Here is a 23706-nt window from a genome sequence, read left to right as displayed (position 1 = left end):
CCGGGCCCTGGACAGGCGACTGGACGTCAGTTTCAGGCCGATCGCGGACGCGGCCTGATCGACTTCGACGCCTACCGCGATCAACGGCAGACGTGTTCGCGTAACGGAAGCGACGGTCGTTGATCTAGGATTCCAGGTCATGCGGGAGTTCTTCACGGTTGGTGGTCGGAGGCTTTCGTATCTGGACTTCGGCGGTCCCGGTGACCCGCTCCTGGCTTTGCACGGGCACTACAACGAAGCGTCGGCTTTCGCGCCGCTGGCGGAGGCGTTGGCACCGCGATGGCGGGTGATCGCGCTCGATCAGCGTGGGCATGGAGAGTCCGACCCTGCCGAGAGCTATGAGCGGGACGACTACGTTGCTGACGTCGCGGCGCTCCACCAGCATCTGAAGGTCGGCCCCGCTGCGGTGCTGGGTCACTCACTCGGCGGAGTGAACGCCTACCAGTACGCCAGCCGGCACGCCGATCGGGTCACCGCGCTGATCGTCGAGGACATCGGCGCGGTCGTGGACTGCGACTGGTCGTTCACCACAAGCCTCCCTCGCCAGGCGGCATCCCGCCATGCGCTGGCCTCGGCCCTGGGCGCGGCGGCTCCCTACCTGGAGTGCTCCTTCCGCCAGTCGAAGGACGGCTGGGGCTTCTCGTTTGATATCGATGACACTGTGGCGTCCCAGAAAGCGCTCAACGGCGACCACTGGAAGGACTGGGTAGCGGTGACCTGCCCGACCCTTCTGATCCGCGGGACGCGCAGCGACGAGCTGACGGCCGATCACGCTCGCGAGATGATCGCCAGTTGCCCCGGCCAGGCCCGGCTCGCTGAGCTGCCAGCGGGTCACGTCGTACATCACGATGCGCAAGCGCAGTTCGCGGCTGCGGTCGCAGCCTTCCTGTCCGAGCTCCATTGAGCCGGGCGAGTTTCAGCCCTGCCCGTGAGCAGGAAGGTGGGTCGAGCTCGCGAGGAGCATCAAGCCGCGATCGTTCGGGCGGTGGCGTACACGTCGGCGGGTAGGGCGTGGTGGAGCTGCCACAGGACGCGCATGGGTCGGTCGCCGGTGTGCCTCTCGTACGCCATGGTGCCGGCGTACAGGTACGGCGGTGCGCCCAGGTCGCGGTCCGCGATGCGGGTTTCCCGCACGAAGAGGTGCACTGTCGAGCCGCCCGACGTGTAGCGCTGCCCGGTCGTCGACGCTGCCGAAGTCGTGCTCTGCGACTCCCACTGGAACAGGGTGTCGGTGATGGCGCGGTCGGCGTACATGGTGGTGGGGGAGTAGTGCGCCTCCGACTTGACCAGGGTGACGAAGAACAGGTCGGCTCGGGCGTCGGGCAGCCACTTCACCCCCTCGCGCAGCGACCCCGGGTTCGTCATCCCGAAGGCGGCGCATGCCTCGTTGCGGCTGTACCGGGCGTGCACCCGCAGCGGCACGGCACCCGGAGCGGCGGTCGGCGTCACCCGGTGGATACGGTCCCGCAGCACCTCGGCGACCTGCCGCAACTCTGCGCAGCGCGCCGGTTCCTTCCACAGTCGTGCCAGCCGTTCGTCTCGCGTCGTGAGTGGTGCGTTCGGCCCCCAGAGGCTGAAGTGCAGCATGTCCAGCAGTCGGCTGTTGCCCGCGTACACCTGCTGACCTGGCGCGGGCGCTCCGGCCGCGACCCGGGTCAGCAGTTCCAGCCGGTCGGCGTCGTCGGTGTGCAACATGCGGCCAATGGCCCGGCCCAGGTCCCGGTCATCGGGGCCGGGCGCGGACGTCTCGATACCGGCGAGCCGCCGCAGCCCGGTCCAGCCGCCGATGCTGGCCGACCGGTACACGTCCTCGACCTCCAAGCCGGTCTCGCGCAGGAACGTGGCGAGGCTGACGTCGCCGAGCTGCCGCAGCTCGGACACGAGTCCGGCCTTCGAGGTGGGCAGCGCCGATTTCAGGTTGGCGAGCACGACCTCCTTCGCCACCCGGTCCAGCTCGACATGGCAGCCGCTCGGCAAGCTCGGGAAGTCGTCGCGGACGGCTTCGGTGATCGCCCGCCGGCTCACCCCGGTCAGGGCGCGCCAGCGCAGGTCAAAGCGGAAGTTGGCGTGTTGACCGCCGATGAAGTCGAGCACCGTGAGGCAGGGCTTGTCATCGTCGAGGCGCAGGCCACGGCCGAGCTGTTGCAGGAAGATCGTGGCGCTCTCGGTGGGTCGCAGCATCAGGATCGTGTCGACCATCGGCAGGTCGACGCCCTCGTTGAACAGATCCACTGTGAAGAGCACCCGCAGCTTGCCGGTCTTGAAGTCCCGCAACAGCCCCGCCCGATCGGTGCCCGCTCGCGAGGTCACCGCCGCCGCCTCGACACCGTGCTCCCTGAACGAGTTGGCCATGAACTCGGCGTGCCCGATGCTGACGCAGAACCCGAGCGCGCGCATCCGCCCGACGTCCACCTTCTCGCGGACCGCCCGCAGCACCGTCCGCGCCCGCGCATCGTTGCCGGTGTAGATCGTGCTCAGCTGCGTCGGGTCGTAGCCCTGGCCGCGTTTCCAGGTGAGGTGCGAGAGGTCCTCGTTGTCGTGTAGTCCGAAGTACTGGAACGGCGACAACAACTGCCGCTCCAACGCTTCCCACAGGTGCAGCTCAACGGCCGCCCGGCCGTCGAACCACCGACGCACGTCGCCGCCGTCGGCCCGGTCGGGGGTCGCCGTCAGCCCCAGGAGTACGCGGGGACGCAACCGCTCCAACAGTCGCGCGTACGTCGGTGCCTCGGCGTGGTGGAACTCGTCGACGATCACCATGTCGTACGCCTCAGGGTCGACCTCCCGGCGGTGCAGCGACTGGATGGAGGCGAAGACGTGCTTCCAGCCGTTCGGCTTCTCGCCCGCGACCAGCGTCTCGCCGAAGCTGCCGTCCCCCATGATCTGCCGGAAGGTCGACAGGCTCTGTCGCAGGATCTGCTCCTGATGAGCGACGAAGAGCAACGAGTCGGCCCTGCCCGCCTTGTGCAGCCGGCGGTAGTCGAGGGCGGCGACCACGGTCTTACCGGTGCCGGTGGCCATCACCACCAGGTTGCGCCAGCGGCCGTGCACCAGGCGCTCGGCGTCCAGGTCGGCAAGGATTTCTGCCTGATAGGGGTACGGGCGAACATCCAGGTTCGAGATCTCGGTCGGTGCCTCGTCGCGGCGCTCGCCGCTCAACGCGTGCCGTAGCCGTTCGGCGTCCCTGGTTGCGTCGTACGCCTCGAACGCCGGATCGTTCCAGTAGTCCTCGAACGTCGCCGTGAAGGTGTCGATGACGTGCGGCTGCTCCAGGTTCGAGATGCGCACGTTCCACTCCACGCCGTCTACCAGCGCGGTCTTCGACAGGTTCGACGAGCCGACGTACGCGGTGGTGGTGCCGTTGGCCCTGCGGAACAGCCATGCCTTGGCGTGCAGGCGGGTGGTCCTCGTCTCGTAGGACACCTTGACCTCAGCGCCCAGCTCGGCGAGCCGGTCCAGCGCTCGCTGATCCGTCGCGCCGAGGTAGGTGGTGGTGATGACGCGGGCCTTGCCGCCTCGGTCGATGAGGTCGCGGATGGCGTGCTCGACGATGCGCAGGCCGTACCACTTGATGAACGCGCAGAGCAGATCGACGCTCTCGGCCGACGCCATCTCGTGGTTGACCTCGTGACCGATGCGGGGCTGGTGACGGCCGTTGACCAGCAGCGCGCCGGTGGAGAGGGGGGTGGTGGGGCGCTGCGGGAAGGCTGGCAGCGCCGGTGGGGTTGGTGGGGCGGCGATGGCGTGGAGCAGGTGCTTGGCGTCGGTTACCTGATCCTGATCGGTCGCAGCCTTTGGGCTCAGGGCGGCGATGGCGTCGGCGATCTGGTTCGCCATCTCCACTTGGCGGTGGAGCTTGTCATCACCGCTGGGGACAGCCTGGAGGGCGCGGGCGGCCAGGGTGGCGATGTGCCGGGCGAGGGCGGTGTGTGCGTCGGCAGGGTCGAGCTTGTGCTGCTGGACCAGGGCGGGGTCGACGTGCTGGAGGCGATCGGCCAGCTCACGGGTGATGAGGTGCTCGTAAACACCCCGCTCAAGATCCGTCATCCACGCAATCTAATCCGTCCCGAGCTGAGGCGATGCCCTGACTACGCGTCGAATTCCGTCTGTCGGGGCGCCGACAGAAGAGTAAGTCGGTCGTTAGCCACCACAGCTAGCTGAAGGGACGAGGGCAAATTTGGGTGATGCGTACCATGACATCGAAAGTCGGCGCAGTCTCCCAGTTGGGGCGCAGCTTAGTGACCTTGTTCCAGCCCCAGGACCGGTACGCCATCTGGGCGGCATCATTGTCAGGCCGGACCAAGAGCGTGATCCGCGGTTCAGCCCGACCCACGACCAACTCGTTATGCAGTGCCGCCGCCACGCCCTTACGTCGCCAGTAGGGGTGTACGAGCAATTCGCTGAGCGCGAAGGTGCGGGTTCCGTTCTCCTCGGTAAACCCGGGTGGCACCGGCTCATGGATGCCTTCCCACCACCGTGTCTGTGCAGGTAGCGGAAAACCATATACGTAGCCGATTAGGCTCCCGTCGACCGTTGCGGTAATCAACTCCCAGCCAACTCGCTGCATGTGGAGGTCGAGCTGACGCCGGTAGCGGTCCTCGCTGTAGAACTCGCCGCCGCCCACGTAGACCTTTAGGTAGAGGTCCACGAGCTGATCGAGGATCCCCTCAGCCTCGTCGGCATTGTGATGGCGAAGCTGCAAGCCCTCGATCATGCACTCACCGCTCGGTCGTAGGCGGTGACGAACTGGCGCGTTGCCGTGGTCGCCTGCCGTGGTGCCGCCAGATTCGAGCGCACCTGCGCAAGGTGCCGGCTGATCCGCCCGGAGTTCATCTGGCTAACCGCGGGCAGGACGTCCAGCGCGATGCGTGCTGCCTCGTTGACGTTGCCCTGCTGATACTCGGCCTCCGAGAGGTGCACCGTGTAGTAGACCTGATTGCGGCGATGGCCGGGCGACGGGTTGGCGATGATTGCGCGGAACGACTGTGCGGCACGCTCGGGCCTGTCCAGCGCGAGGTAGGAAAGCCCCTGGATGCCGTTCACTTCCTGCTCGTTCACGAAGTCGACAAAACCCAGGTCATCCTCGTGCGGTCCGCGCTCCAACTCGCGGCGAGCCTTGGTCATCTCCCGGCTGAAGCCGCCGGCATCCGTTAGCACGGCGTACGTGTGCGCTCGCCGCAAATGAAGCAGGGTGGAGAGCCGAGGCGTTGCCCATCTGGCGGAGACGCGCAGCGCGGCTTCGGCGCAGTGCAGCGACTCGCCGGGCTGACTCTCGCGGAGCAGCATGGATAGCTGGGTCAGCGCCTGCACTTCCATACGAGGGTCGTCGGCGATGCGGGCACGGGTAATGGCTTCGTTCAGGTAAGGCCTGGCTTCGGGCCTACGTTCGGCATCGGTTGCGAGCCACGCGGCCTGAATGCTGAGGTCAGCCAGGGCGCTTTGAAGGGCATCGCCGACCTCTCGGCTGTAGTTCGCCTTCGCCGCCCACGTGGACAGCCGGGCGTGTGCCTGGACGGCAACGTCGCAGAGCTGGTCGGCGCCGGCTGCCGCATCGGCTCGCCGGAAGTCTTGAACCAGTGAACTGGCCAGTCGTACCTGTTCCATGCCAATGTTCCGGGGTACTTCGGCGGGGTCCGTCATCAGGTATGGGTGACCGGCTGCGGCGATTCCCGCGAGCACGGCCATTGCGTTGAAGCGTCGCCGGTCCGTAGCGCCACCCCCTCCGGTTGATGCCCTCTCCACGGTAACCGCCATGGCCGGCGGTTTGCCCTGCTCAGTTATCGCGTCATGCGCATAAGGATCGTCTGCTGTGCCCTCTGCGGCGCGATCGTCGACTCGGTAGGGCTGTCCAGGAAGACCGAACCAGAGACGGGAAGCCGGTATCCCGAGAAGCTGCGCCCAGTGCGCCAGTCGGTCCAGATGCACCAGCGGTGGCCCGTTCTCCACGCGACTCAACTGCGCCTGCGTAATCCCCAACCATCCCGCCACCACGGTCTGCGGCAAGGCGACCCGCCCGTGGTACGGATGGCACCGATACGCCCTGATCACCCGCCCGAGATGCCGCTCCGCGAGAGCCCCTCGCACCGGCTCGTGCTCCCAGAAGCTCGCCGGGACCACCGGCGGCGCGCTCAACCGGTCCCGCTCGGCGGCCTGGCACGGTGTACACCGTCCGCTGTCGTTGTCCCGGGCCAGCCGTCCGCCGCACCGAGGGCAGTTCGCGTGGGTCACCGGCGGCTCCGTCCGTCTCGCCTTATCGAGCCTATCCATTGAACGCGCTGCGTGGAGCGCTGGTATACGCACGACGCATATCGTCGAAGGACCGCCGCCAAGGGAGCAGACGGCAACTGCTCAGGCCGGACGAAGCAACCGCAGCGCCTCGACCACCATGGCCCAACGATCCATCTCGTCCGTCGGGTTCAGCACCTTCCCCTTGGTGACGACAACGCCGGCACCGCGCAGCACCGCCAGGTGAGCGGCGTACGCCGGATGCGCGGCCAACTCCGCCTTGACGTGCGGGAAGGCAAGGATCGGCAGTCCCGCACCCAGCGATTCGTTGAGGACGCCGAGCGCCAGCGTGTCGTTGATGCCCAACGCCCATTTCGTCACCGTGTTGAACGTGACCGGCGCGGCCAACACCACATCGGCCGGCGGGTGCGGCTCCGGGTCGCCGGGCATCCGCCACTCCACGCGTACCAGATAACCGGTCTTGTCTTGCAGCGCGGCCCGGTCGAGCCACGGCGCGGCGGTCGGGCTGACGATCATGCAGACCCGCCACCCGTCGGCGATCAGGAGGTCGACCAGCTCGTCGATGTGTTCCGCCGGGCCCGCGGCGCAGACGACCAGATACAGCACCGGGCGTTCCGTCATGCCCGTAGTCTGCCCGATTCGACAGTCGCGACGTCGAGCGCATACCGATTGCACATGCCACCGATGATCACCGTGACATGCCGTTGTGCCTGGTCAGCCGCGACAGTCGACGCATGGCCCGGGGCGGGTGTCTTGTCCCGGGGTTGCGCCGGCCCTCAACGGCGCAGCTCCTCCCGCCCGCCCCGGTGCCAGCCCACGAATCAACGTCTTGGAGCCGGCATGCCCACCGCGATCGACGACGACCACCCGGCCCGCGTGAGCCTGGCCGCCGCCTGGGAGTCGGTCGACGTGCGGGCCGCCGCCGACTTCTGGTGCACAGTCGAAGACCGCCGAACCGGCCTGCTCCCACACCGCGACGCGCCGCTCTTCTTCACCGCGCTGGGCCGCCTCCTGGTCGGCGGCGACGACGCGGCGAACAGGGCGGCGCTGCTCCGGGTGCTCGGCCGCGCGTACCGTCATTTCGACCTGCTCCCGCACGCCGCCACCATCGGCGACGCGCTGCTCGCCACGGTTGCCCGCCACGCACGCCCGCTGTGGACGCCGCAGCTCACCATCGCCGCCGAGCGCGCCCTGTGCCGCGCCACGCACGCGATCCGCCGCGACGCCGCCCGGGCCGGCGACGGCCGGGCCTGGTGGCACGTCGAGGTGATCGGCCACAATCGGCCGTCGTCCGACATCGCCATCCTGACGGTACGTCCCTGGCGGCGCCTGCCCTTCCAGCCAGGTCAGGCCGTGCCGGTCTGCACGCCGCGCCTGCCGGGGCACTGGCGCTGGCTCTCACCGGCAAACGCCCCACGCGCGGACGGCACCGTCGAGCTGCACGTCCGCGCCGTACCCGCCGGCACCGTCTCCCACCGCCTGGTCCATGAGGTACGCCCCGGCGAGCTGCTCTGGCTCGGCCCGCCGGTCGACACCGGTCTGAGCCTCGACCCGGCCAGCACCAACGACCTGCTCCTCGTCGCAGGTGGCACCGGCCTGGCGCCGCTGCGCGCCCTGGTCGAGCAGGTCGCCGCCGCACCGGACGGCCGGCGGGTGACGCTCGTCGTCGGCGCGCGCACCTTCACCGACCTGTACGACGCGATCGCCCTCGACAAGCTCCAGTGCGCCCACGACTGGCTGACCATCGTGCCGGCCCTCTCCGACGACCCCTGCGCCGAACCCGCCGAGCGGGGCGACGCCCTGACCATCGCCTTCGACCACCACCAGCCCGGCCAGGACGTCTACCTCTGCGGCCCACCCGCGATGCTGGCCGGCGCGCGGCCACGGCTGCTCGCCCTCGGCATCCCCGCCGCGAGCATCCACCTGCCCGAAGGCTTCACCCACCGATAGCCGCACCTTCTCATCCATCGATCAACATGAGACGCTTCATGCCTGAGCGTGTTCGTCTCAGTGCGGGGGGTGAGTACGTGGAGGATGCTGACAGTCCGTCCCGGTGGTCGATCGAGAGGTTCGGACTGCCTCTTGCAACCACTTTGCGCACTGCGGTCCCGGCGGCGCTGCGCCGCGCTGTCGAGCTTGCCCAGGATGCCCGTGAGGCATCGGAGTTGGACACCGATCATGCGTTCGGCCCGGTTCGGTGGAAGCAGCAGTACGAGGTGTTGCACGAGTATCTGCACGACCTCCCCGAAGTGGTGGGCGTGCATCCACCGGGTGCGCAGGTGCGGGTCACCATCTGCAGGGGCCATCTTCTGCTGCCCTGGCGGTACGCCACGCGGAGCGACCTGGACATGCGCGACGCCCGTCCCGGGCGGGACCTCAACCGGCTGATCCGGGACCTGTTGATCCTCTTTGGGCCTGAACCGAGCCATGAGGAGGTCACTCTGCCGCTGATGCCACTTACGCCAGAGGAAGCCCGCGACCGTTCACCCCTTCGGGAGGCCGTGGAGCAGTTGACCGACGAGCCGAGGGTGCTGCTCGTCGGGTTCGCCTGCAACTCCGACGAAGGTCTGCTCCGGGTTTCCTGGGGTGAGGCGGCTCTGCTCGGAGGCGCCGAACTCAAGTGGGGCCACGTCGAAGACCTGCCAGTGGCAAGAGCGCGATGACAGCTTCGCGGGACCGCGAAAAATGATTCAGGTCAGTAGCGTCTGGGCGTGCCCGACACTTCCTCCGGTGACCCGCTGTCCGGCTTCAGTCCTGCGCGGCCCTACACACGGGACGCCGCCGGTGACGCTCCTCGAACGCCCGGCGTGCACGTCGTTGTCGAAAACGGCGTTGTCGTTTACGTCGGTTCGACTGGGGATCTACGTCGACGTCTCCGCCAGCACCTGACCGGCAATCGGGGCTCATCGGTCCTGCACGACCAGGTCGGCCGGCTGCTCGACCAGCCCGGCGCTCCGGCGGCGGCTGCCGACATCGCCGCCTGGTTGGCTCACTGCGACCTCCGGTGGCTGCGGACCGACGATGCGCAGGGGATGAAGGAGGCGTTGGTCGCGACCCTTGAACCTCGATTCAACAGGCACATGCTGAAGGAGTCGGCGTTGTCCGAGGTCTCCGCAAAGCAGCGCCAGTTCGATCGTCTGAAGTCCGGCCGATACTACGGTGGGGTGCTCGACGCGGTCCGCGCGTACTTGCACGTCGCTGTGCCCGATGCCGCTGACAAGGAGCGGGAATACTGGACGCTGTCCTGCCTGCCGTCGACGTTCGCCGGGAGGCTCGCCGCGGTCAAGATAAAGCGGATGGAGACGTTCGTTCTGGCCGAGCCCGCCGAGCCGAACGAACACTCGCTGATCACCGGCTTTGTCATTGTCAGATGGTCTGCCCTGCGTCAGCACTGGCCGACGTTCCAGGCGTTCACGGACGCCTTCCCCAATCTGACCATCGGCCACTCCGACTATGCGGATCCGGGGCCGGACCAGGTCCGGGTCGATGGCTGGCACCACGACCTGATGGCCGCTTTCCGCGACGACCGCTTCGCCGCGGCCGTACGTGATCTCACCGAGCCGCTGCTGAAAGTCCGAACGCTACAAACCGCCGGACACAACGACCAACTCGCCGAGCAGGTGTTGAAGGTCGGCAACCTGGCGGATTCCCCGGACGAAGGCGGGGCCGTCGAGTCGGAGGCCGCCGCCGAGGGGCGGCGCAGGAGGCTGGCCGAGGTCACCGCGCGGCAGGGGCAGGCGGACTTCCGCCGCCGGCTCATGGAGGCGTACGACAACCGCTGCGCGATCACCGGCTGTGATGCCGAGGCCGCGCTTCAGGCCGCACATATCGACCCGTACGACGGGCCGGCCACCAACCAGGTCAACAACGGCCTCCTGCTCCGCGCTGACCTGCACAACCTGCTGGACCGAGGGTTGATCTGGATTGACGAGTCGTACGTCTTGCACGTGAAGGCAGGCATCGCGCATTACTCCAGCTACCACGGTCGGCGGATCCGCCTACCGGAGAGTGTCGAAGACCTGCCGGACCCTGAAGCGCTGCTTCGGCACCGACGGGCCGTGGCAGGCATTCGTTGATCCGTTGGAACGCCAGAGCCAGGATGCGGGGCGGTCGGGAGTAGTTCGCCGAGAAGCGTGATGCCTGTGAGTCATCATGATGACTCACAGGCATCACGTCCGTCAGGACAAGGCCACCCGGACCCGGCGCACGCCGGTCGCCCGGCGCGTGCCCGGGAGTGGTCAGGAGTAGGTGTCGCCGAACTCGCGTACCCCGTCGACGTCAAGCGTGATCCGGTCGTTCGAGATCCACTGGCCGGTGCTGGCGAGCCAGCTCGGGTCGTCGCGTTCGTCGATGTCACTCCAGCTGTGCCGGTGGTGCCGCAGTTGGATCGGCCCGGTCGACTGGCCCGGCGCGAGCGTGCCGTCGGTGAAGGTCAGCTCCACCCAGCCGGGGACCGGCGTTCCCGGGGCCGGGTACGGCGGCGCTGGCGTCGTCATCGCGCCGGGCGGCCCTCCGGACGGCCCTCCGGGCGGCCCGCCTGGCGGGACGAAGAACTGCACGGCCTGCCGGATTCGGTCGCAGCCCAGCGCGGCCCAGTCGCAGTGCGGCACGAGCGAGGTGTTGCCGCCCTCGAAGCGCAGGTGGTAGCGGACCTGGACGGTGCTCAGGTCGAGTGGCGCGGTGCCGGTGTTTGTCACCTTCAGGAGGTGCTGGATCTGGTTGTTCGTCGGTGACCAGTCCAGGTTGAGGTAGCTGACAGTCGCGCGGCCGGCCGCGGTGCGCACCGTGGTGGTGGGCGAGGTGTCGGAGTAGCCGCCGAGCGCGCGGGCGGCGACCCCGATCCGGTACGTCGTGCCGGGTGCCAGGTCGGTCAGGGTGATCGTGGTGTCGGTGGTGGAGCCGAGAAAGCGGTACGTGTTCGGCCCCAGCGGCACCTGCACCTCGTAGTTGATCGGCTGCTCCGTGCCGGGCTCGACCCAGGCGGAGGGCGTCCAGCTGAGCGTGAGCTGGTGGGGTTCGTTGACCACCACGGTGGGGGTGCCCGGGGTGCTGATCGCTGGGCCGTCGGCGCGGGCGGCGTTGACGGCGAGCAGGCTCGCCAGCGCGGCGAGGGCGATGGTGGCGGTGACGCGGCGAGCAGGCATAGCCGAATGTTATGCACGGACATCGATGTGTGCGCATCGTCCATCAGGCCAGTGACGCCGACGACGGATCCAGTCTGTTACGCGACGTAGTCGGCTTGGAGATAATGCCTGGTCAGGTGGCTACCTAGCGTGAACCCGTCATCACGAACGGCCTCGACGTCGGCGTCGCACCTGCCGCCCCGTCCGGCCTCAGACGGGAGAAACACATGCGTACTCGAAACGAAACCCGGCGGTTCGGCGGCCGAGCGTCAGTGCTCGTGCTCGGTCTTGTCGCGACCGGAGCGGTGCTCGTCCCGGCGAGCCCGGCGTCCGCCGCGGTCCCCGGCCTGGTGCGGGTCGCCGCGACCAGCGTCAGCGACTCGGCCGACTACCACAGCGTCACGGCAACCTGCCCGGTCGGGAAGGTGCTCACCGGCACCGGCTACGAACTCAACGGCGTCACCGGCGAGGGCATCGTCGACGACCTGCGCCCCAACGGCGGCGTCGCCACCGCCCCGACGGCCGTCACCGTCGGCGCCTACGAGACCGAGGCGTTCGCGGGCAACTGGTCGGTCACGGCGTACGCGATCTGCGCCAACCCGCTGCCCGGCCTGGTCCGGATCTCCACGGCCAGCGTCAGCAACTCGACCGACTTCCGCAGCGTCACGGCGACCTGCCCGGTCGGGAAGGTGCTCACCGGCACCGGCTACGAGCTGAACGGCGTGACAGGCGAAGGTGTCGTCGACGACTTCCGCCCCAACGGTGGCGTCGCCACCGCGCCGACAGCGGTCACCGTCGGCGCGTACGAGTCGGACGCCACGGCCCTGAACTGGTCCGCCACCGCGTACGCGATCTGCGCCAACCCCCTCGCGGGCCTGGTGCGCGCCTCCGCCGTCGGGGCCAGCACCTCCCTCGACTTCCGTAGCGTCACCGCGACCTGCCCGGTCGGGAAGGTGCTGACCGGCGCCGGCTACGAGCTGAACGGGGTGACCGGCGAGGGCATCGTGGACGACTTCCGCCCCAACGGCGGCCCCGCGACCGCCCCGACGTCGGCGGCGTCCGGCGCGTACGAGGAGGATGCGTTCGCCGGCAACTGGTCCGACACGGCGTACGCCATCTGCGCCACGCCATAGCCGACGTTCCTCCGGTGTGGTCGCCCCGGCAGCGCCCGGGGCGACCACACCGTTTGTTCCGATACTGGGCTAAATGTCGCATCAGGATGGTTTAGTGGGGCGGTAACCGCCGACCAACAACGGTCGCTCGAACAATGGGCTGCTCACTTTCATGTTCCCGATTCGCAGGTCACGGTCGTGGTGGTTCGGCTCCGCAGCCTCCATGGTGGTCGCCTGCCTGGTCGCCGTCACCGTCGTCGCGCCCGCGCCGGCCGACGCCGCCGTCAACCAGGTGGCGCTCACGGTCATCTCCGACGGGGCCGCCCCGTTCGACAGCCTGGACAACGGCGCGACCAACGGACGGGTCCGCACCAAGGACGTGCTGACCTACGGCTGGGTGTACTCCTCCAACACCGCTGCCGCGGGGGTGGTCACCTTCGTGCAGACGCTGACCGCCCCGTCACTGGTCCGCTTCGACGCGTCGAACCTGGCCCAGTGCACCGGCCCTGGCGGCGGCAGCCTCAGCGTCGACGGGCAGACGCTGACCTGCGCCGTCGCCGTGGACGCGACGGGCGCGGGCACCGTGCCGATCAGCGTCACCATTCAAGGCAGCGTGCCGAACTCGACGACCATCGGGGCTACGCTCACCGCCAACGGTGGCACCCTCAATGGCGGCACCCAGAGCACCACCGTGGTCGCCCTGCCGCAGCTCAACCTGCAGGCCAACCTCTTCGGCACCCCGACGCCGGCCTCCGTCGGCGGGGCGACCGGCAGCGGGTACGCGTTCAGCTTCGTGGTGACCGTCCCGAAAACCGCCAAGGGCACCGAGCTGGTGACCGGGCCGCTGACGTTCACCGCCGACCTGAGCACGATCTCCGCCAACGCGGTACTTGTCGCCGGCTCCTGCGCCCCGGTCAGCAACGGCGGATACGGCGTGCCGTACGGCCGGATCGGGATCGTCCCCAACGCCACCGCGTCGAACTCGGTGGTCAACTCCGGCACCGTCGGGTGCACCCAGAACGCGCGCACCGTGTCGATCACGATCACCGGCGCCGACCTCGCCGGGGCGACCAGCCCCACCTTCGGCGCCCAGGGCAACACCCTTCCGGACACGCTGAACTACCTGGTCTCCGGCACCTTCACTGTCTTCGTACCCAGCGGCGACAGCACCTCGACGATCCAGTCCACCATCCAGTACCGGGGCTTCGACCCGACAAGCGTCACCAGTCAGTCCAACTTCGGCACCGGGTACGAGCCGGGCGGTGAACCGGCCGCCGCAACCTGCACCTACGTCGCGGCGAACGCGACCCGGGCGAACGACAACTGCTTCTCGACGACCTTCGGCCCCCGATCGGCCGGATACAACGGGTTCTTCTGGACCACGGACACCGCCAGCGGTCTACCGGCCGGCAACGCTACCAACGGGACGGCGGGCGACGGGATCGCCTCGCCCGGGCAGACGTACTACGACCGGCTTCAGCTCTACTCCACAAGTGGACCGGCCCTGGTCGGTGCCGCGATCTGCGACAAGTGGAACCCGGCCGAAACCCGGATCGTCGGGGTCGGACGGGTGTACCGCAACAACACCGTCGTCGCCCCCAACGAATACCAGGTCGAGTACGGGGTGCTGAACCTGCCCGACGACAACGCCCGCCGCAACACCTCCTGCGCCACCGGCAGCTGGTACAGCTCGATCGACGCCGCCGGCGGTGCCGCAGTGGTCAACGCCGTCCGCTTCACCGTCACCTGGACCATCGCCAACGGCGAGGTGGACTACTTCCACCCGCAGTTCCAGGTCCAGCCCAACCCGACCGGCACGATCATCGCCAACTTCGACAGCGGACGCCTCGGCGGGGCCGAAGCCTGGGGGCCCTCGTACTACAACCGGGTGACCAACAACCCCTCGTACACCGGGAACCGGCTGACAGTGACCGACGGCGTGCTGCGGGTGACCCAGTCGAACGGCCTGCCGGTCAGCCAGCAGTTCGTGGCCGCTGGCAGCACCGTCACCTACACGCTGACGCCCACCGTCACCCGGTCGACGTCGTCCACCTCCCCGGTCGGCGGGGTGACCATCACCGACACCCTCCCCGCCTGCATGGGCTACGTAGCCGGCAGCGCCCGATACGTCTCCGGCACCGCCGCCCTCGCCGTGGAGCTGACCGCGGCGCAGCACGGCGCCGACGGCATCCCGTGCACCGGCGACAGCGGCGAAACCGGGCCGAGGCTCCTGCTCAAGCTCGGTGCGATCACCCCGGGAGCGACCATCCCGGCGATCACCTTCCAGGCCGTCGCGCTGCGCATCGCGTTGGACAACACCACGGCGACAAACGTCGCGGTGATCAGCTCGGACGCCGCCGTCGCCATCGACCTGGCCCGCCGCACCAGCAGCAACACCATCGCGGTACGCAACCAGACCCAGTTCGCCCTGTCGGAGTCGACAGCCACCCCGCAGGTAACCGCCGGTGACCCGATCAACTTCACGCTGGCGTACCGCAACGTCAGCGGGCTGACCGTGCCCTCGCTGGTGCTGCTGACCGAGTTGCCGTACAACGGGGACAGCCGATCCGCGTTCACCGGGACACTTGCCTACACGAGCAGCACCGCGCCGGCGGGCGTGCAGGTCCAGTGCACCAACCGGGCGCACGGCACCATCACCCCCAACCCCGGTGACTACTCCTCGGCCTGTGGGCCGGACACCACGGCCCTGCGCATCGTGGTCACCAACCTGGCGAACGCGGCAGTCGACTCGGTACGGATCGCCCTCACACCGACCGGCAATGCGAGCGGCGACCGGTACGTGAACACCAGCACCGGCAGCTACACCCCCAGCGGTACGACGACGCCGGTGGCGCTGCCGACCACCGAGGTCACCCAGGTCAGCGTCGTCTCGTCCGGCATCAGCGGTCGGACCTGGAACGACGTGAGCGCGGACGGCATCCGCCAGCCGGGCGAACCGGCGGTGTCGGGCTTCCCGGTCACCCTGTCCGGCACCAACGACCAGGGCGCCTCGGTCAGCCGCTCGACGACGACAGCCACCGACGGCACGTACGCCTTCACCGGGCTGCGCGCCGGCAGCTACACGGTGACGTTCCCCCCGGCCGCACTGCGGGCCGACCAACGCTTCTCGCCGCGGGCGCAGGGCACCAACAGCGCCGTCGACTCCGACGGTGACCCCAGCACCGGCAGCACCGGGCCGTTGGCCCTCGGCACCGGAGCCAACCTGACCGACATCGACCAGGGCATCCGGCTGCTCCCGCCCGCTGTCACCATCACCGCCGCCAACGCCGGGTCGGGCTCGGCCACGCTGAGCTGGACCGCACCCGACTACCTCGGCAGCCCGATCGTGTCCTACACGATCACGCCGTACGTCAACGGCCAGGCGCAGGCTGCCCGCACCTTCGACGGCACCGCCACCACCAGGACACTCACCGGGCTCACCCCCGGCACCACGTACACCTTCACCGTGGTGGCGACGAACGTGGTCGGCGCCGGCCCCGCCTCGGCGGCCTCGACGCCGGTCACCGTGAACGCCCCACCGAGCCTGTCGTCCCCGGCCCCGCCCGACGGGCAGGTGTCAGTTCCGTACAGCGTGCAGTTGGTGGTGACCAATGGCACCGCCCCCTACGTCTGGACGGTGAGCACCGGGACGCTTCCACCGGGGTTTACCCTCGCCCCGGACACCGGCCTGCTCGCCGGCACCCCGACCACCCCCGGCAGCTACCCGTTCACGGTACGGGTCACCGACGCCAGCGGGCTCTCGGCGACCCAGGCCGTCACCGTGCAGATCGCGGCGCTCGGTGGGCTCAGCATCAGCGTGCCGGGACAGACCGCGCTGGGCACGGTCACGGCAGCGGAGAGTGCCATCTCCGGCCAACTGGGCACCGTCACGGTGACCGACGACCGTGGACCAGCCGCCGGCTCCTGGCGGGCGACGGTGACCATCACCGACTTCACCACCGGCTCCGGCGCCGCGACCATCGGTAGGGCGCTTGTCAGTTACTCGTCCGGGCCGGCCACCACCAGCACCGGTAACGGCGTCTTCACCCCGCAACCGGGGGTCGGGCTGTCCACCCCGCAAGACGCCGCCGGCTGGTCCGGCAGCGGCCCGAACGCGGTGTCGTGGAATCCGTCGCTGCGCGTCGTCGTACCGTTCGAGCGGGTGGCCGGCACGTACTCGGCGGTGGTGACCCACTCGGTCGCCTAGCGGCCCGCGGGTTACCAACCCATCGGGTACGGCCGGTGGCTATCGGGCGGCGCTCAGGCGTGCGTCGAGCGCGTCGAGGTCGGGGACGAACCAGATCTGCCCACCCTGGTTCGACTCGTGCACCAGCGCGCGCAACGCGGAACTCTCCGCGAGCTGTGTCGAGATGTCGCCGACGACGGCCAGCTGCACCCGGTAGTTGACGAACTTCTGCATCACCTCGCCGGCGAAGCGGGTGCCCAGCGAGAAGAAGCGATCGTCGAGTCGGGTGGCCGGCACGGCGACCACCTGGGCGCCGATGAACGCCGCCCCGATGAGGTCCAGCGCGTCCTGCTCGGTGGCCACTGGCGGCCCCGCCGGGTCGCAGACCAGCACCGGCACTCCGACCCGTTCCTGGATCTCGTCAGACATCGTGGACCTCCCGGTCGAGCAGGCCGTTGTCGGCGTTGAGGACGGCGTCGAGCAGGTGCAGCAACTCGGCGGTGGCGGCCGGGTCACCCAGGATGATGATCTTCATGCGGTGGCGTACCTCGTCGTGCACCGTCTGCACCCGCAACGGGTTGGCCTGGTCGTGGCCCGTGTTGGCGCTGGTGAGCACGAGCGTGCCGAGCCGTTCGGCGGCAACCCGGTCGACGCCGTCGATCTGCACGATGCTCGACACCTCGACCTGCCCGCCGACGCGGGCGGCGACCGGGGTCTGCCCGGTGAGGGCGTCGAGGTCGCTCGCGGCGATCCGGTACTGCTTACCGATCCGCACCGCCCGCAGCCGACCCGAGCGGATGTAGCCGCGCACCGTCCGCACGTGCAGGTTGAGCCGGTCGGCCACCTGCTCAACCGAGTACATGTCTTCCGTCATCGGTCCCGATGCTACCTTAATAGGGAAGAATGAGGAAGGATAGGGAGTGCCGGGGGCGACTCGTTTACGACATCAGCTCCAAAGGACCCGCTTCCACAGCGAGGCCGGGCGAAGCGTCGGTCCGGTTAACCCGCCCGCGCTGTCGGACTGGTCCAGTACCGTCTGGAAACCATGGACGGGCTCGGCGACGCCATCATCGGGCGGGATCACCCCGCGGGTCTGCTGCGGGCCGAGTTGGATCGCGCCACCACCAGCCACGGCGGTCTCGCCCTGGTCACCGGCGAGCCGGGCATCGGCAAGACCACCCTCGTCACGTCTGCCGCCCGGGAGGCCCGGCAGCGGGGCGCGCTGGTGCTCGGTGCCGCCTGCTGGGATTCCGACAGCGCCCCCGGCTACTGGCCGTGGGTGCAGGTGCTGCGGTCCCTGCGGCGCTCCGCAGACGACTGGGAGGTGGCGCGGCAGTCCGCCGAGCCGGCCCTCGCGGCCCTGCTCGGCCAGTCCGGCGTCGGCGGCGAGCAGGCCGGCCGTCTCGTCAGTTGGGCCGGCGTCGACCCCGGCCCGGACGCCGCCGACCAGGAGGCGTTCGCGCTGTACGACGCGGTGACCGCCGCCCTGGTCGCCGTCTCCCAGCACCGGCCGGTAGTGGTAGTCCTCGACGACCTGCACTGGGCCGACCCGGCCTCGCTGCGGTTGCTGAGCTTCGCCGCCCAGCACACCTGGTTCGAGCGGCTCCTGCTGATCGGCACCTACCGCGACGCCGAGGTCGAGTCGGGTGAGCACCCACTGCGTCCGCTGCTGATGCCGCTGGTCGCGAAGGCCACCACGATCACCCTCACCGGTTTCACCCGCGACGAGGTCGCCGCACTGATGACCCGGACCGCTGGCCGGGAGCCCGAGGCCAGCCTGGTCGACGAGGTGCACCGGCGCACCGGCGGCAACCCGTTCTTCGTCGAGCAGACCGCGCGGCTGTGGCACGCCGAGGACGCGGTCGGCGCGATCGCCCCCGGCGTACGGGAGGCGGTGCGCCGCCGCCTGGCCCAACTGCCCGCCGCCGTTGTGGAGGCGCTGACCGTCGCCGCCGTCCTGGGTCGCGAGTTCCACCGTCAGGTCCTCGCGGCCTGCGCGGCCGCACCGGCGGCGCAGGTCGACCGGCTGCTCGACCGGGCGGTGACCGCCCGACTGGTGGTCGCCCGGGGCGGTGGCCGCTTCGCCTTCGCCCACGACCTGGTCCGCGAAACCCTCTATGACGGGCTGACCGACGACGACAGGCGGTTCCGCCACGGCGCTGTCGTCCGGGCGGTCGACGACCTGCGGGAGCTCACCGACCGGCTGATCCCGGCCGACCTCGCCCGCCACGCCTACCTGGCCGGCCCCGCGCTCGACCGGGCCCGGGTAGCCACGCTGCTGGTCGCCGCCGGGCGGGACGCGTTCGCCCGGCTGGCCGGCGACGAGGCGGCGGTGCACTTCCGCCGAGCCCTTGAGGTCGTCGAAGACCCGGCACAACGAGTGCGGATCCTCGTCGAGTTCGCCGAGTCGCACTATCACCACGCCCGCCGGGAAGAGGTCATGCGACTGCTGGCCGAGGCCGCCAGGCTGGCCCGTTCGCTCGACGACCCGGTGATGCTGGCCCGGGTCGCGCTCACAGTGAACCGCTCCCGCCAGGTCGATACCGCCCAGTCGGTCGAGGCGGCCGATCTGGTGCGCGAGGCGTACCGCCGGTTGATCGGCGAGCCGGACGCCACCGCCGCTGTCGGCGCCCTGGTCGCCGACCTGATCACCGCCAGCGAGACGATCGCCCGGCGCGGGCAGGACGATGAGGCGCTCACCTTCAGCCTCTGGGCCCGCCACGACACGACCTGGGGGCTCGGCACCGCCGCGACCCGGGCCGCGCTCACCGCCGAGATCCGGGACGTGGCCCGCCGGACGGGCGACCGGGAGACCGAGCTGTGGGCCACCTCGCTGCGCTGGGTGGCGCTGCTGGAGCTGGGTGACCCCCGCTTCGCCGAGGAGCTGACCACCTTCGTCGCCGGCGAAGGGCAGGGCGACTTCGCCCGGCACCGGATGGCAGCGGCCGTCGACAGCGGGATCATCGCGGCGTTCCAGGGTGACTTCGCCACGGCCGACGAGCGGTTCGCCATCCTCACCGACCAGACCGACCCGGGCCACACCGAGTTCGGGTTCATGGGCCACCACCTGCGCTGGTCCCGACTGCTGCTACAGGGTCGGGTCGCCGAGGCCACAGTGCTGGTGGACGGGCTGGCCCCGATCGACTACCCCTACCGGGAGCTGCTGCGGGCGATCACGGCTGCCGAGCGGGGCGACGGCGAGACGGCGGTCCGACTGACCGCCGGCATCGAGGCCGCCGCCATCCGGTACCCGCGCCCGGTGTCACCGCTCTGGCTACGGTTACGCGCTCAGGCCGCCGCCGCGTCCGCCGACCCGCAGCGCTGCGACGACGCGCGGGCCGACCTCGCCCCGCACCGTGGAGAGTGGACGGTAGGGCTCTTCGGCTGCGACATCAGTGGCCCTGTCGACCACTGGCTGGCGCTGATCGACGCCGCGCAGGAACGCTGGGACGACGCCATCGCCGGTTTCACCGCCGCTCGGGACTCCGCCGACCGGCTGGGCTCGCGACCCTGGTCGCTGCTCGCCCGCACCGGCCTCGCGAACGCCCTCGCCGGCCGAGGTCACCCGGGCGACACCGCGACGTCGACAGCGCTGCGCGCCGCCGCGATCCAGGAGGCGACCGCCCTCGGCATGACGCAGGTGCTCCACCGTCTCGCCGCCCCGACAGCCCTCGACGCCGACCTTCCGGCCCTGGCCGTCGGGGCAGGCCAGGCCGTCGGGGCAGGCCAGGCCGTCGGGTCGGGCCAGGCTGCTGGGTCGGGTCATGTTGTCGCGTCCGGCCAGGCCGCGCCGGTCGCGGCCACGATCGAGGGGTACGAGTTTCGACGCGACGGGCCGGTCTGGCAGCTCGCGTACGACGGCGTCGTCGTGCACCTGCCCGACGCCAAGGGCCTGCACGACCTGCACCTGCTGCTGAGCCGGCCGGGCAGCGACGTGCCCGCCGTGGAGTTGCTCGACCCGGCGGCCGGCCCGGAGCTGGTCGCCGCCCGACGGATGGGCGCCGACCCGGTCCTCGACGACGAGGCGAAGGCCCGCTACCGGCGGCACCTGGCCCGCCTCGACGAGGAGATCGACCGGGCAGCCGCCCGCGACGACGACCAGAAGGTGTCCAAACTGGACGTCGAGCGGGGTGCGTTGCTCGACGAGCTGCGTGCCGCGGCGGGCCTCGCCGGCCGGAGCCGTCGCCTGGGCGACGAGGCCGAACGGGCCCGCAAGACGGTGACCGCGCGGATCCGCGACACGCTCCGCAAGCTCGACGACCGACACCCCGCACTGGCAGCCCACCTACGCGACGCCGTCTCCACCGGCACCACCTGCCGCTACCTACCCCCGGCTCCGCTGCCCTGGCAGCTCTAACCCCCGCCCCCAGCCCCGCCCCAGCCCCCGCTCCCCAGCCCCGCGATCTTGCACTTCCGGTGGTCGATTCAGGGGTATTTGCCACCCTTGTCGGGACAGGAAGTGCAAGATCGCGGGGGTCGAGCGAGGGCGTGGGGGTTAGCGGCGGTTGTACTTGTACATGGTCAGGGTGCCGAAGACCAGGACGAAGCCGGCGCTCCAGAGCAGCAGCCACATGGTGGCCGACGGGTCCGACTCGCCGCTCATCGCGCCGCGGATCGCGGCCACCAGTTGCGTCACCGGGTTGACCTTCACGAACGCCTGGAGCCAGCCGGGCATGGTGCTCGGCTCGACGAAGACGTTGCTCAGGAACGTCAGCGGGAACAGCACCATCATGCTGACCCCCATCACCGACTTCTCGCTGCGCAGGATCAGCCCGAAGAACGTCCACACCCAGGAGAACGCGAACGAGAACACCACCAGCAGACCGATCCCGACGACAACCCCGACCACACCGCCTTCGGGACGGAATCCGAGCACCAGCCCGAGACCCAGGATCACCACGGCGGCGAGGATGTAGCGCAGCACGTCGCCGAAGATCATGCCGACCAGGGCGGCCGGGCGCCAGACGGGCAGCGTCCGGAACCGGTCGAAGATGCCCTTCTCGATGTCGGTGTTGAGGCCGATGCCGGTGTACATGGTGATCATGACGACGCTGGTCACCATGATGCCGGGCAGGAAGAACTGAAGGTAGTCGCGCGGGCTGCCGGCGAGGGCGCCACCGAACAGGTACGTGAACATCAGCACCATGATGATCGGGAACGCGGTCACGTCGAAGAGCTGCTCCGGCACGTGCTTGATCTTCAGCATGGCCCGCCAGCCGAAGGTGAGCGACGCGCCCAGCGCGCTCGGCCGGGGCGGTCGGGCACCCGGCGCGAGCACGGTAGCCAGCGCCTCGGCGGACGGAACGTAGACGGCCGGCGCCCGTTCGGTAGTGGTGGTCGTGGTGTCGCTCATCGGGCTGCCTCCAGCTCGTCGTCGCGCTCGCCGGCCGGCACGGCGGGGTGGTCGGTCAGGGCCAGGAAGACCTCGTCCAGGCTCGGCTGGCCGAGGGAGAAGTTGTCGACCACGATGCCGGCGTGGGCCAGGTCGCTGAGCACCCGAGCGGCCTGGGCGCTGGCGTCGAGGTCGGTGCCGGCCTCGCCGACGCGGGCTGTCAACGCCACCGGATCGGCGGCGAGCTGCACCGGCACGTCGAGCGCCTCCCGGAGCACCCGCTCCGCCTCGGGGCGCTGAGCGGGGTCGCGCAGTCGCAGGTGGACGGTGCCGGAGCCGATCGACGACTTCAACTCACCAGGGGTGCCCTCCGCTATCACCCGCCCGTGGTCGACGACAGCGATCCGCCCGGCGAGCTGGTCGGCCTCGTCGAGGTACTGGGTGGTCAGCAGCACCGTCGTGCCGTGCGACACCACCGCGCGGACGATCTCCCACACCTGGTTGCGGCTACGTGGGTCGAGGCCCGTCGTCGGCTCGTCGAGGAAGAGCAGATCGGGGGTGTTCAGGATGCTGGCGGCGATGTCGATGCGCCGCCGCATCCCGCCCGAGTACTTCTTCACCTGGCGGTCACTCGCCTCGGTCAGCCCGAACGCGGCGAGCAGGGCTGCCGCGCGCTCCCGAGCTGCCGGCTTGCGAAGGCCGAGCAGGCGGGCGAGGAGCACCAGGTTCTCCGTACCGGTCAGGTCCTCGTCGACGGAGGCGTACTGGCCGGTGAGGCTGACCCGGGAACGGACCTTGTCGGCCTCGGTGACCACGTCGTGCCCGAAGACCCGGGCCGAGCCGCCGTCGGGTCGCAGCAACGTGGCGAGCACCCGGACCGCTGTGGTCTTGCCAGCGCCGTTGGGGCCGAGCAGACCGTAGACGGTGCCGGCGGGCACCTGGAGGTCGATGCCGGCCAGCGCCCGGGTGTCCCCGAATGAGCGGGTGAGCCCCTCGGCTTCGATGGCCAGGCCGGTGGTGCGTCTACTCATGATCCTTGCCTTTCGTGGTGGACGTGTTCAGGAGACGTACGGTCGAGCCGCCCGGCCGTCGCGCAGGGCCAGACCCCACCAGCGCAGCTGGTCGAGCAGGACGCCGACGTCGCGTCGCAGCTCGTCGGTGCACTGGGTGGTCGGCTCGCCGGCGAGCAGGTCGATCCCGACGACATCGCGCACAGTCATCGCGTGCAGTGCGGTGAAGACGGTACGTAGCTGGTCGACAGCGTGCAGTCCGGTGGACCGACAGCCGTACGACACGAAGCCGACCGCTTTGGCCTGCCACTCGTCGTACGCGTAGTCGATGGCTTGTTTCAAGGGTGCCGGGAAGCTGTGGTTGTACTCGGGGGTGACCACGACGAACGCGTCCGCCCGGCCCACCTCGCTGACGAACGCCCGGATGGACGCGGTCGGCTCGGCGGGGTAGGTGGCCGGGAAGTCGTACCCGGTCAGGTCAACGACCGTCACCGCCAGGTCGTCGTGCCGCGCGACCTGCTCGACGAACCAGTGGGCGACCCGGTCGCCGACCCGCCCCTCCCGGGTGCTGCCGACGATCACCGCGATCCTCAACTGGGTCATGGCCCACCCCCTTCCACACTGAAGGCGCGAGGTGACGACAGGCGCCCGCTAGATCCGATCTAGCGGGCGCGGTTCGGGGCGAAATGTCGGTGCG

Annotated in this window: 17 protein-coding genes; 7 read left to right on the top strand and 10 right to left on the bottom strand. The window is 69.8% G+C overall.

Features of this window, described 5'->3' with window-relative positions:
* Positions 1–139: 139 nt before the first annotated feature.
* Complete coding sequence (locus AB0B94_RS09285; protein ID WP_357270584.1) at positions 140–904, top strand: alpha/beta hydrolase; 765 nt, start codon at positions 140–142, stop codon at positions 902–904.
* Between the two features lie 59 nt (positions 905–963).
* Here AB0B94_RS09285 and AB0B94_RS09280 read toward each other — a convergent pair whose 3' ends face one another.
* From AB0B94_RS09280 to AB0B94_RS09265, 4 genes are all read right to left on the bottom strand, one after another.
* Positions 964–4047 (bottom strand): DUF3427 domain-containing protein, encoded by a 3084-nt coding sequence (locus AB0B94_RS09280; protein ID WP_357270581.1) that lies wholly within the window; start codon positions 4045–4047, stop codon positions 964–966.
* 106 nt (positions 4048–4153) lie between these two features.
* A complete protein-coding gene (locus AB0B94_RS09275; protein ID WP_357270578.1) occupies positions 4154–4714 on the bottom strand; it encodes a GNAT family N-acetyltransferase in 561 nt (186 codons plus the stop codon).
* Entirely contained in the window at positions 4711–6003 is a 1293-nt protein-coding gene (locus AB0B94_RS09270; RefSeq protein WP_357270574.1) for a hypothetical protein, read from the bottom strand. The genes AB0B94_RS09275 and AB0B94_RS09270 overlap by 4 nt, the downstream gene beginning before the upstream one ends.
* Positions 6004–6348: 345 nt before the next feature.
* A complete protein-coding gene (locus tag AB0B94_RS09265) occupies positions 6349–6867 on the bottom strand; it encodes a flavoprotein (RefSeq protein WP_357270571.1) in 519 nt (172 codons plus the stop codon).
* 219 nt (positions 6868–7086) lie between these two features.
* On the opposite strand from AB0B94_RS09265, the gene AB0B94_RS09260 reads away from it, so the two are divergent.
* The 3 genes from AB0B94_RS09260 to AB0B94_RS09250 all read left to right on the top strand — a co-directional run bounded on the left by AB0B94_RS09260 (position 7087) and on the right by AB0B94_RS09250 (position 10322).
* Positions 7087–8196, top strand: coding sequence for an FAD-binding oxidoreductase (locus AB0B94_RS09260; protein ID WP_357270568.1), 1110 nt, complete (start codon positions 7087–7089; stop codon positions 8194–8196).
* A 38-nt stretch (positions 8197–8234) separates the two neighbouring features.
* Positions 8235–8909 (top strand): hypothetical protein, encoded by a 675-nt coding sequence (locus tag AB0B94_RS09255; RefSeq protein ID WP_357270565.1) that lies wholly within the window; start codon positions 8235–8237, stop codon positions 8907–8909.
* A 369-nt stretch (positions 8910–9278) separates the two neighbouring features.
* Complete coding sequence (locus tag AB0B94_RS09250; protein ID WP_357270562.1) at positions 9279–10322, top strand: HNH endonuclease; 1044 nt, start codon at positions 9279–9281, stop codon at positions 10320–10322.
* Positions 10323–10484: 162 nt separating this feature from the next.
* Here the strand turns inward: AB0B94_RS09250 and AB0B94_RS09245 are convergent, their stop codons facing one another.
* Positions 10485–11390 carry a cellulose binding domain-containing protein gene (locus AB0B94_RS09245; protein WP_357270559.1) on the bottom strand — a complete coding sequence of 302 codons (906 nt, stop codon included), beginning with the start codon at positions 11388–11390 and terminating at the stop codon, positions 10485–10487.
* Positions 11391–11596: 206 nt separating this feature from the next.
* Here AB0B94_RS09245 and AB0B94_RS09240 point away from each other — a divergent pair, with 206 nt between their 5' ends.
* Complete coding sequence (locus AB0B94_RS09240; RefSeq protein WP_357270556.1) at positions 11597–12502, top strand: hypothetical protein; 906 nt, start codon at positions 11597–11599, stop codon at positions 12500–12502.
* 202 nt (positions 12503–12704) lie between these two features.
* Positions 12705–16688: an SdrD B-like domain-containing protein gene (locus AB0B94_RS09235; RefSeq protein ID WP_357270553.1), complete on the top strand. Its 3984-nt coding sequence runs from the start codon at positions 12705–12707 to the stop codon at positions 16686–16688.
* A gap of 39 nt (positions 16689–16727) precedes the next feature.
* Here AB0B94_RS09235 and AB0B94_RS09230 read toward each other — a convergent pair whose 3' ends face one another.
* On the bottom strand, positions 16728–17096 hold the full coding sequence (locus tag AB0B94_RS09230) for a DUF4180 domain-containing protein (RefSeq protein ID WP_357270550.1): 369 nt from the start codon (positions 17094–17096) through the stop codon (positions 16728–16730).
* On the bottom strand, positions 17089–17541 hold the full coding sequence (locus tag AB0B94_RS09225; protein WP_357270547.1) for a helix-turn-helix domain-containing protein: 453 nt from the start codon (positions 17539–17541) through the stop codon (positions 17089–17091). The genes AB0B94_RS09230 and AB0B94_RS09225 overlap by 8 nt, the downstream gene beginning before the upstream one ends.
* A gap of 171 nt (positions 17542–17712) precedes the next feature.
* Between AB0B94_RS09225 and AB0B94_RS09220 the strand changes: the two genes are divergently transcribed.
* Positions 17713–21024, top strand: coding sequence for an AAA family ATPase (locus tag AB0B94_RS09220; protein ID WP_357270544.1), 3312 nt, complete (start codon positions 17713–17715; stop codon positions 21022–21024).
* A 138-nt stretch (positions 21025–21162) separates the two neighbouring features.
* On the opposite strand, the gene AB0B94_RS09215 is transcribed toward AB0B94_RS09220, so the two are convergent.
* The 3 genes from AB0B94_RS09215 to AB0B94_RS09205 are packed head-to-tail and all read right to left on the bottom strand — an operon-like array spanning position 21163 to position 23612.
* Complete coding sequence (locus AB0B94_RS09215) at positions 21163–22020, bottom strand: ABC transporter permease (RefSeq protein ID WP_357270541.1); 858 nt, start codon at positions 22018–22020, stop codon at positions 21163–21165.
* Positions 22017–23030 carry an ATP-binding cassette domain-containing protein gene (locus tag AB0B94_RS09210; protein ID WP_357270538.1) on the bottom strand — a complete coding sequence of 338 codons (1014 nt, stop codon included), beginning with the start codon at positions 23028–23030 and terminating at the stop codon, positions 22017–22019. The genes AB0B94_RS09215 and AB0B94_RS09210 overlap by 4 nt, the downstream gene beginning before the upstream one ends.
* A gap of 27 nt (positions 23031–23057) precedes the next feature.
* Positions 23058–23612 carry an NAD(P)H-dependent oxidoreductase gene (locus AB0B94_RS09205; protein WP_357270535.1) on the bottom strand — a complete coding sequence of 185 codons (555 nt, stop codon included), beginning with the start codon at positions 23610–23612 and terminating at the stop codon, positions 23058–23060.
* Between the last annotated feature and the right edge of the window lie 94 nt (positions 23613–23706).

Origin of the sequence: Micromonospora sp. NPDC048986 (genome assembly GCF_040649335.1) — a bacterium.
Lineage (GTDB): Bacteria > Actinomycetota > Actinomycetes > Mycobacteriales > Micromonosporaceae > Micromonospora > Micromonospora alfalfae.
Note: the sequence above shows the minus strand (reverse complement) of the source record. Positions and strands in the feature narration are given on the sequence as shown.

Excerpts from the sequence above, each read along its gene's own strand:
- AB0B94_RS09230 (WP_357270550.1), bottom strand. The coding sequence starts at position 17,096 with ATGTCTGACGAGATCCAGGAACGGGTCGGAGTGCCGGTGCTGGTCTGC.
- AB0B94_RS09265 (WP_357270571.1), bottom strand. The coding sequence starts at position 6,867 with ATGACGGAACGCCCGGTGCTGTATCTGGTCGTCTGCGCCGCGGGCCCG.
- AB0B94_RS09245 (WP_357270559.1), bottom strand. The coding sequence starts at position 11,390 with ATGCCTGCTCGCCGCGTCACCGCCACCATCGCCCTCGCCGCGCTGGCG.
- AB0B94_RS09280 (WP_357270581.1), bottom strand. The coding sequence starts at position 4,047 with ATGACGGATCTTGAGCGGGGTGTTTACGAGCACCTCATCACCCGTGAG.
- AB0B94_RS09250 (WP_357270562.1), top strand. The coding sequence starts at position 9,279 with ATGAAGGAGGCGTTGGTCGCGACCCTTGAACCTCGATTCAACAGGCAC.
- AB0B94_RS09220 (WP_357270544.1), top strand. The coding sequence starts at position 17,713 with ATGGACGGGCTCGGCGACGCCATCATCGGGCGGGATCACCCCGCGGGT.
- AB0B94_RS09215 (WP_357270541.1), bottom strand. The coding sequence starts at position 22,020 with ATGAGCGACACCACGACCACCACTACCGAACGGGCGCCGGCCGTCTAC.
- AB0B94_RS09205 (WP_357270535.1), bottom strand. The coding sequence starts at position 23,612 with ATGACCCAGTTGAGGATCGCGGTGATCGTCGGCAGCACCCGGGAGGGG.
- AB0B94_RS09275 (WP_357270578.1), bottom strand. The coding sequence starts at position 4,714 with ATGATCGAGGGCTTGCAGCTTCGCCATCACAATGCCGACGAGGCTGAG.
- AB0B94_RS09285 (WP_357270584.1), top strand. The coding sequence starts at position 140 with ATGCGGGAGTTCTTCACGGTTGGTGGTCGGAGGCTTTCGTATCTGGAC.
- AB0B94_RS09255 (WP_357270565.1), top strand. The coding sequence starts at position 8,235 with ATGCCTGAGCGTGTTCGTCTCAGTGCGGGGGGTGAGTACGTGGAGGAT.
- AB0B94_RS09225 (WP_357270547.1), bottom strand. The coding sequence starts at position 17,541 with ATGACGGAAGACATGTACTCGGTTGAGCAGGTGGCCGACCGGCTCAAC.
- AB0B94_RS09210 (WP_357270538.1), bottom strand. The coding sequence starts at position 23,030 with ATGAGTAGACGCACCACCGGCCTGGCCATCGAAGCCGAGGGGCTCACC.
- AB0B94_RS09240 (WP_357270556.1), top strand. The coding sequence starts at position 11,597 with ATGCGTACTCGAAACGAAACCCGGCGGTTCGGCGGCCGAGCGTCAGTG.
- AB0B94_RS09235 (WP_357270553.1), top strand. The coding sequence starts at position 12,705 with ATGGTGGTCGCCTGCCTGGTCGCCGTCACCGTCGTCGCGCCCGCGCCG.
- AB0B94_RS09260 (WP_357270568.1), top strand. The coding sequence starts at position 7,087 with ATGCCCACCGCGATCGACGACGACCACCCGGCCCGCGTGAGCCTGGCC.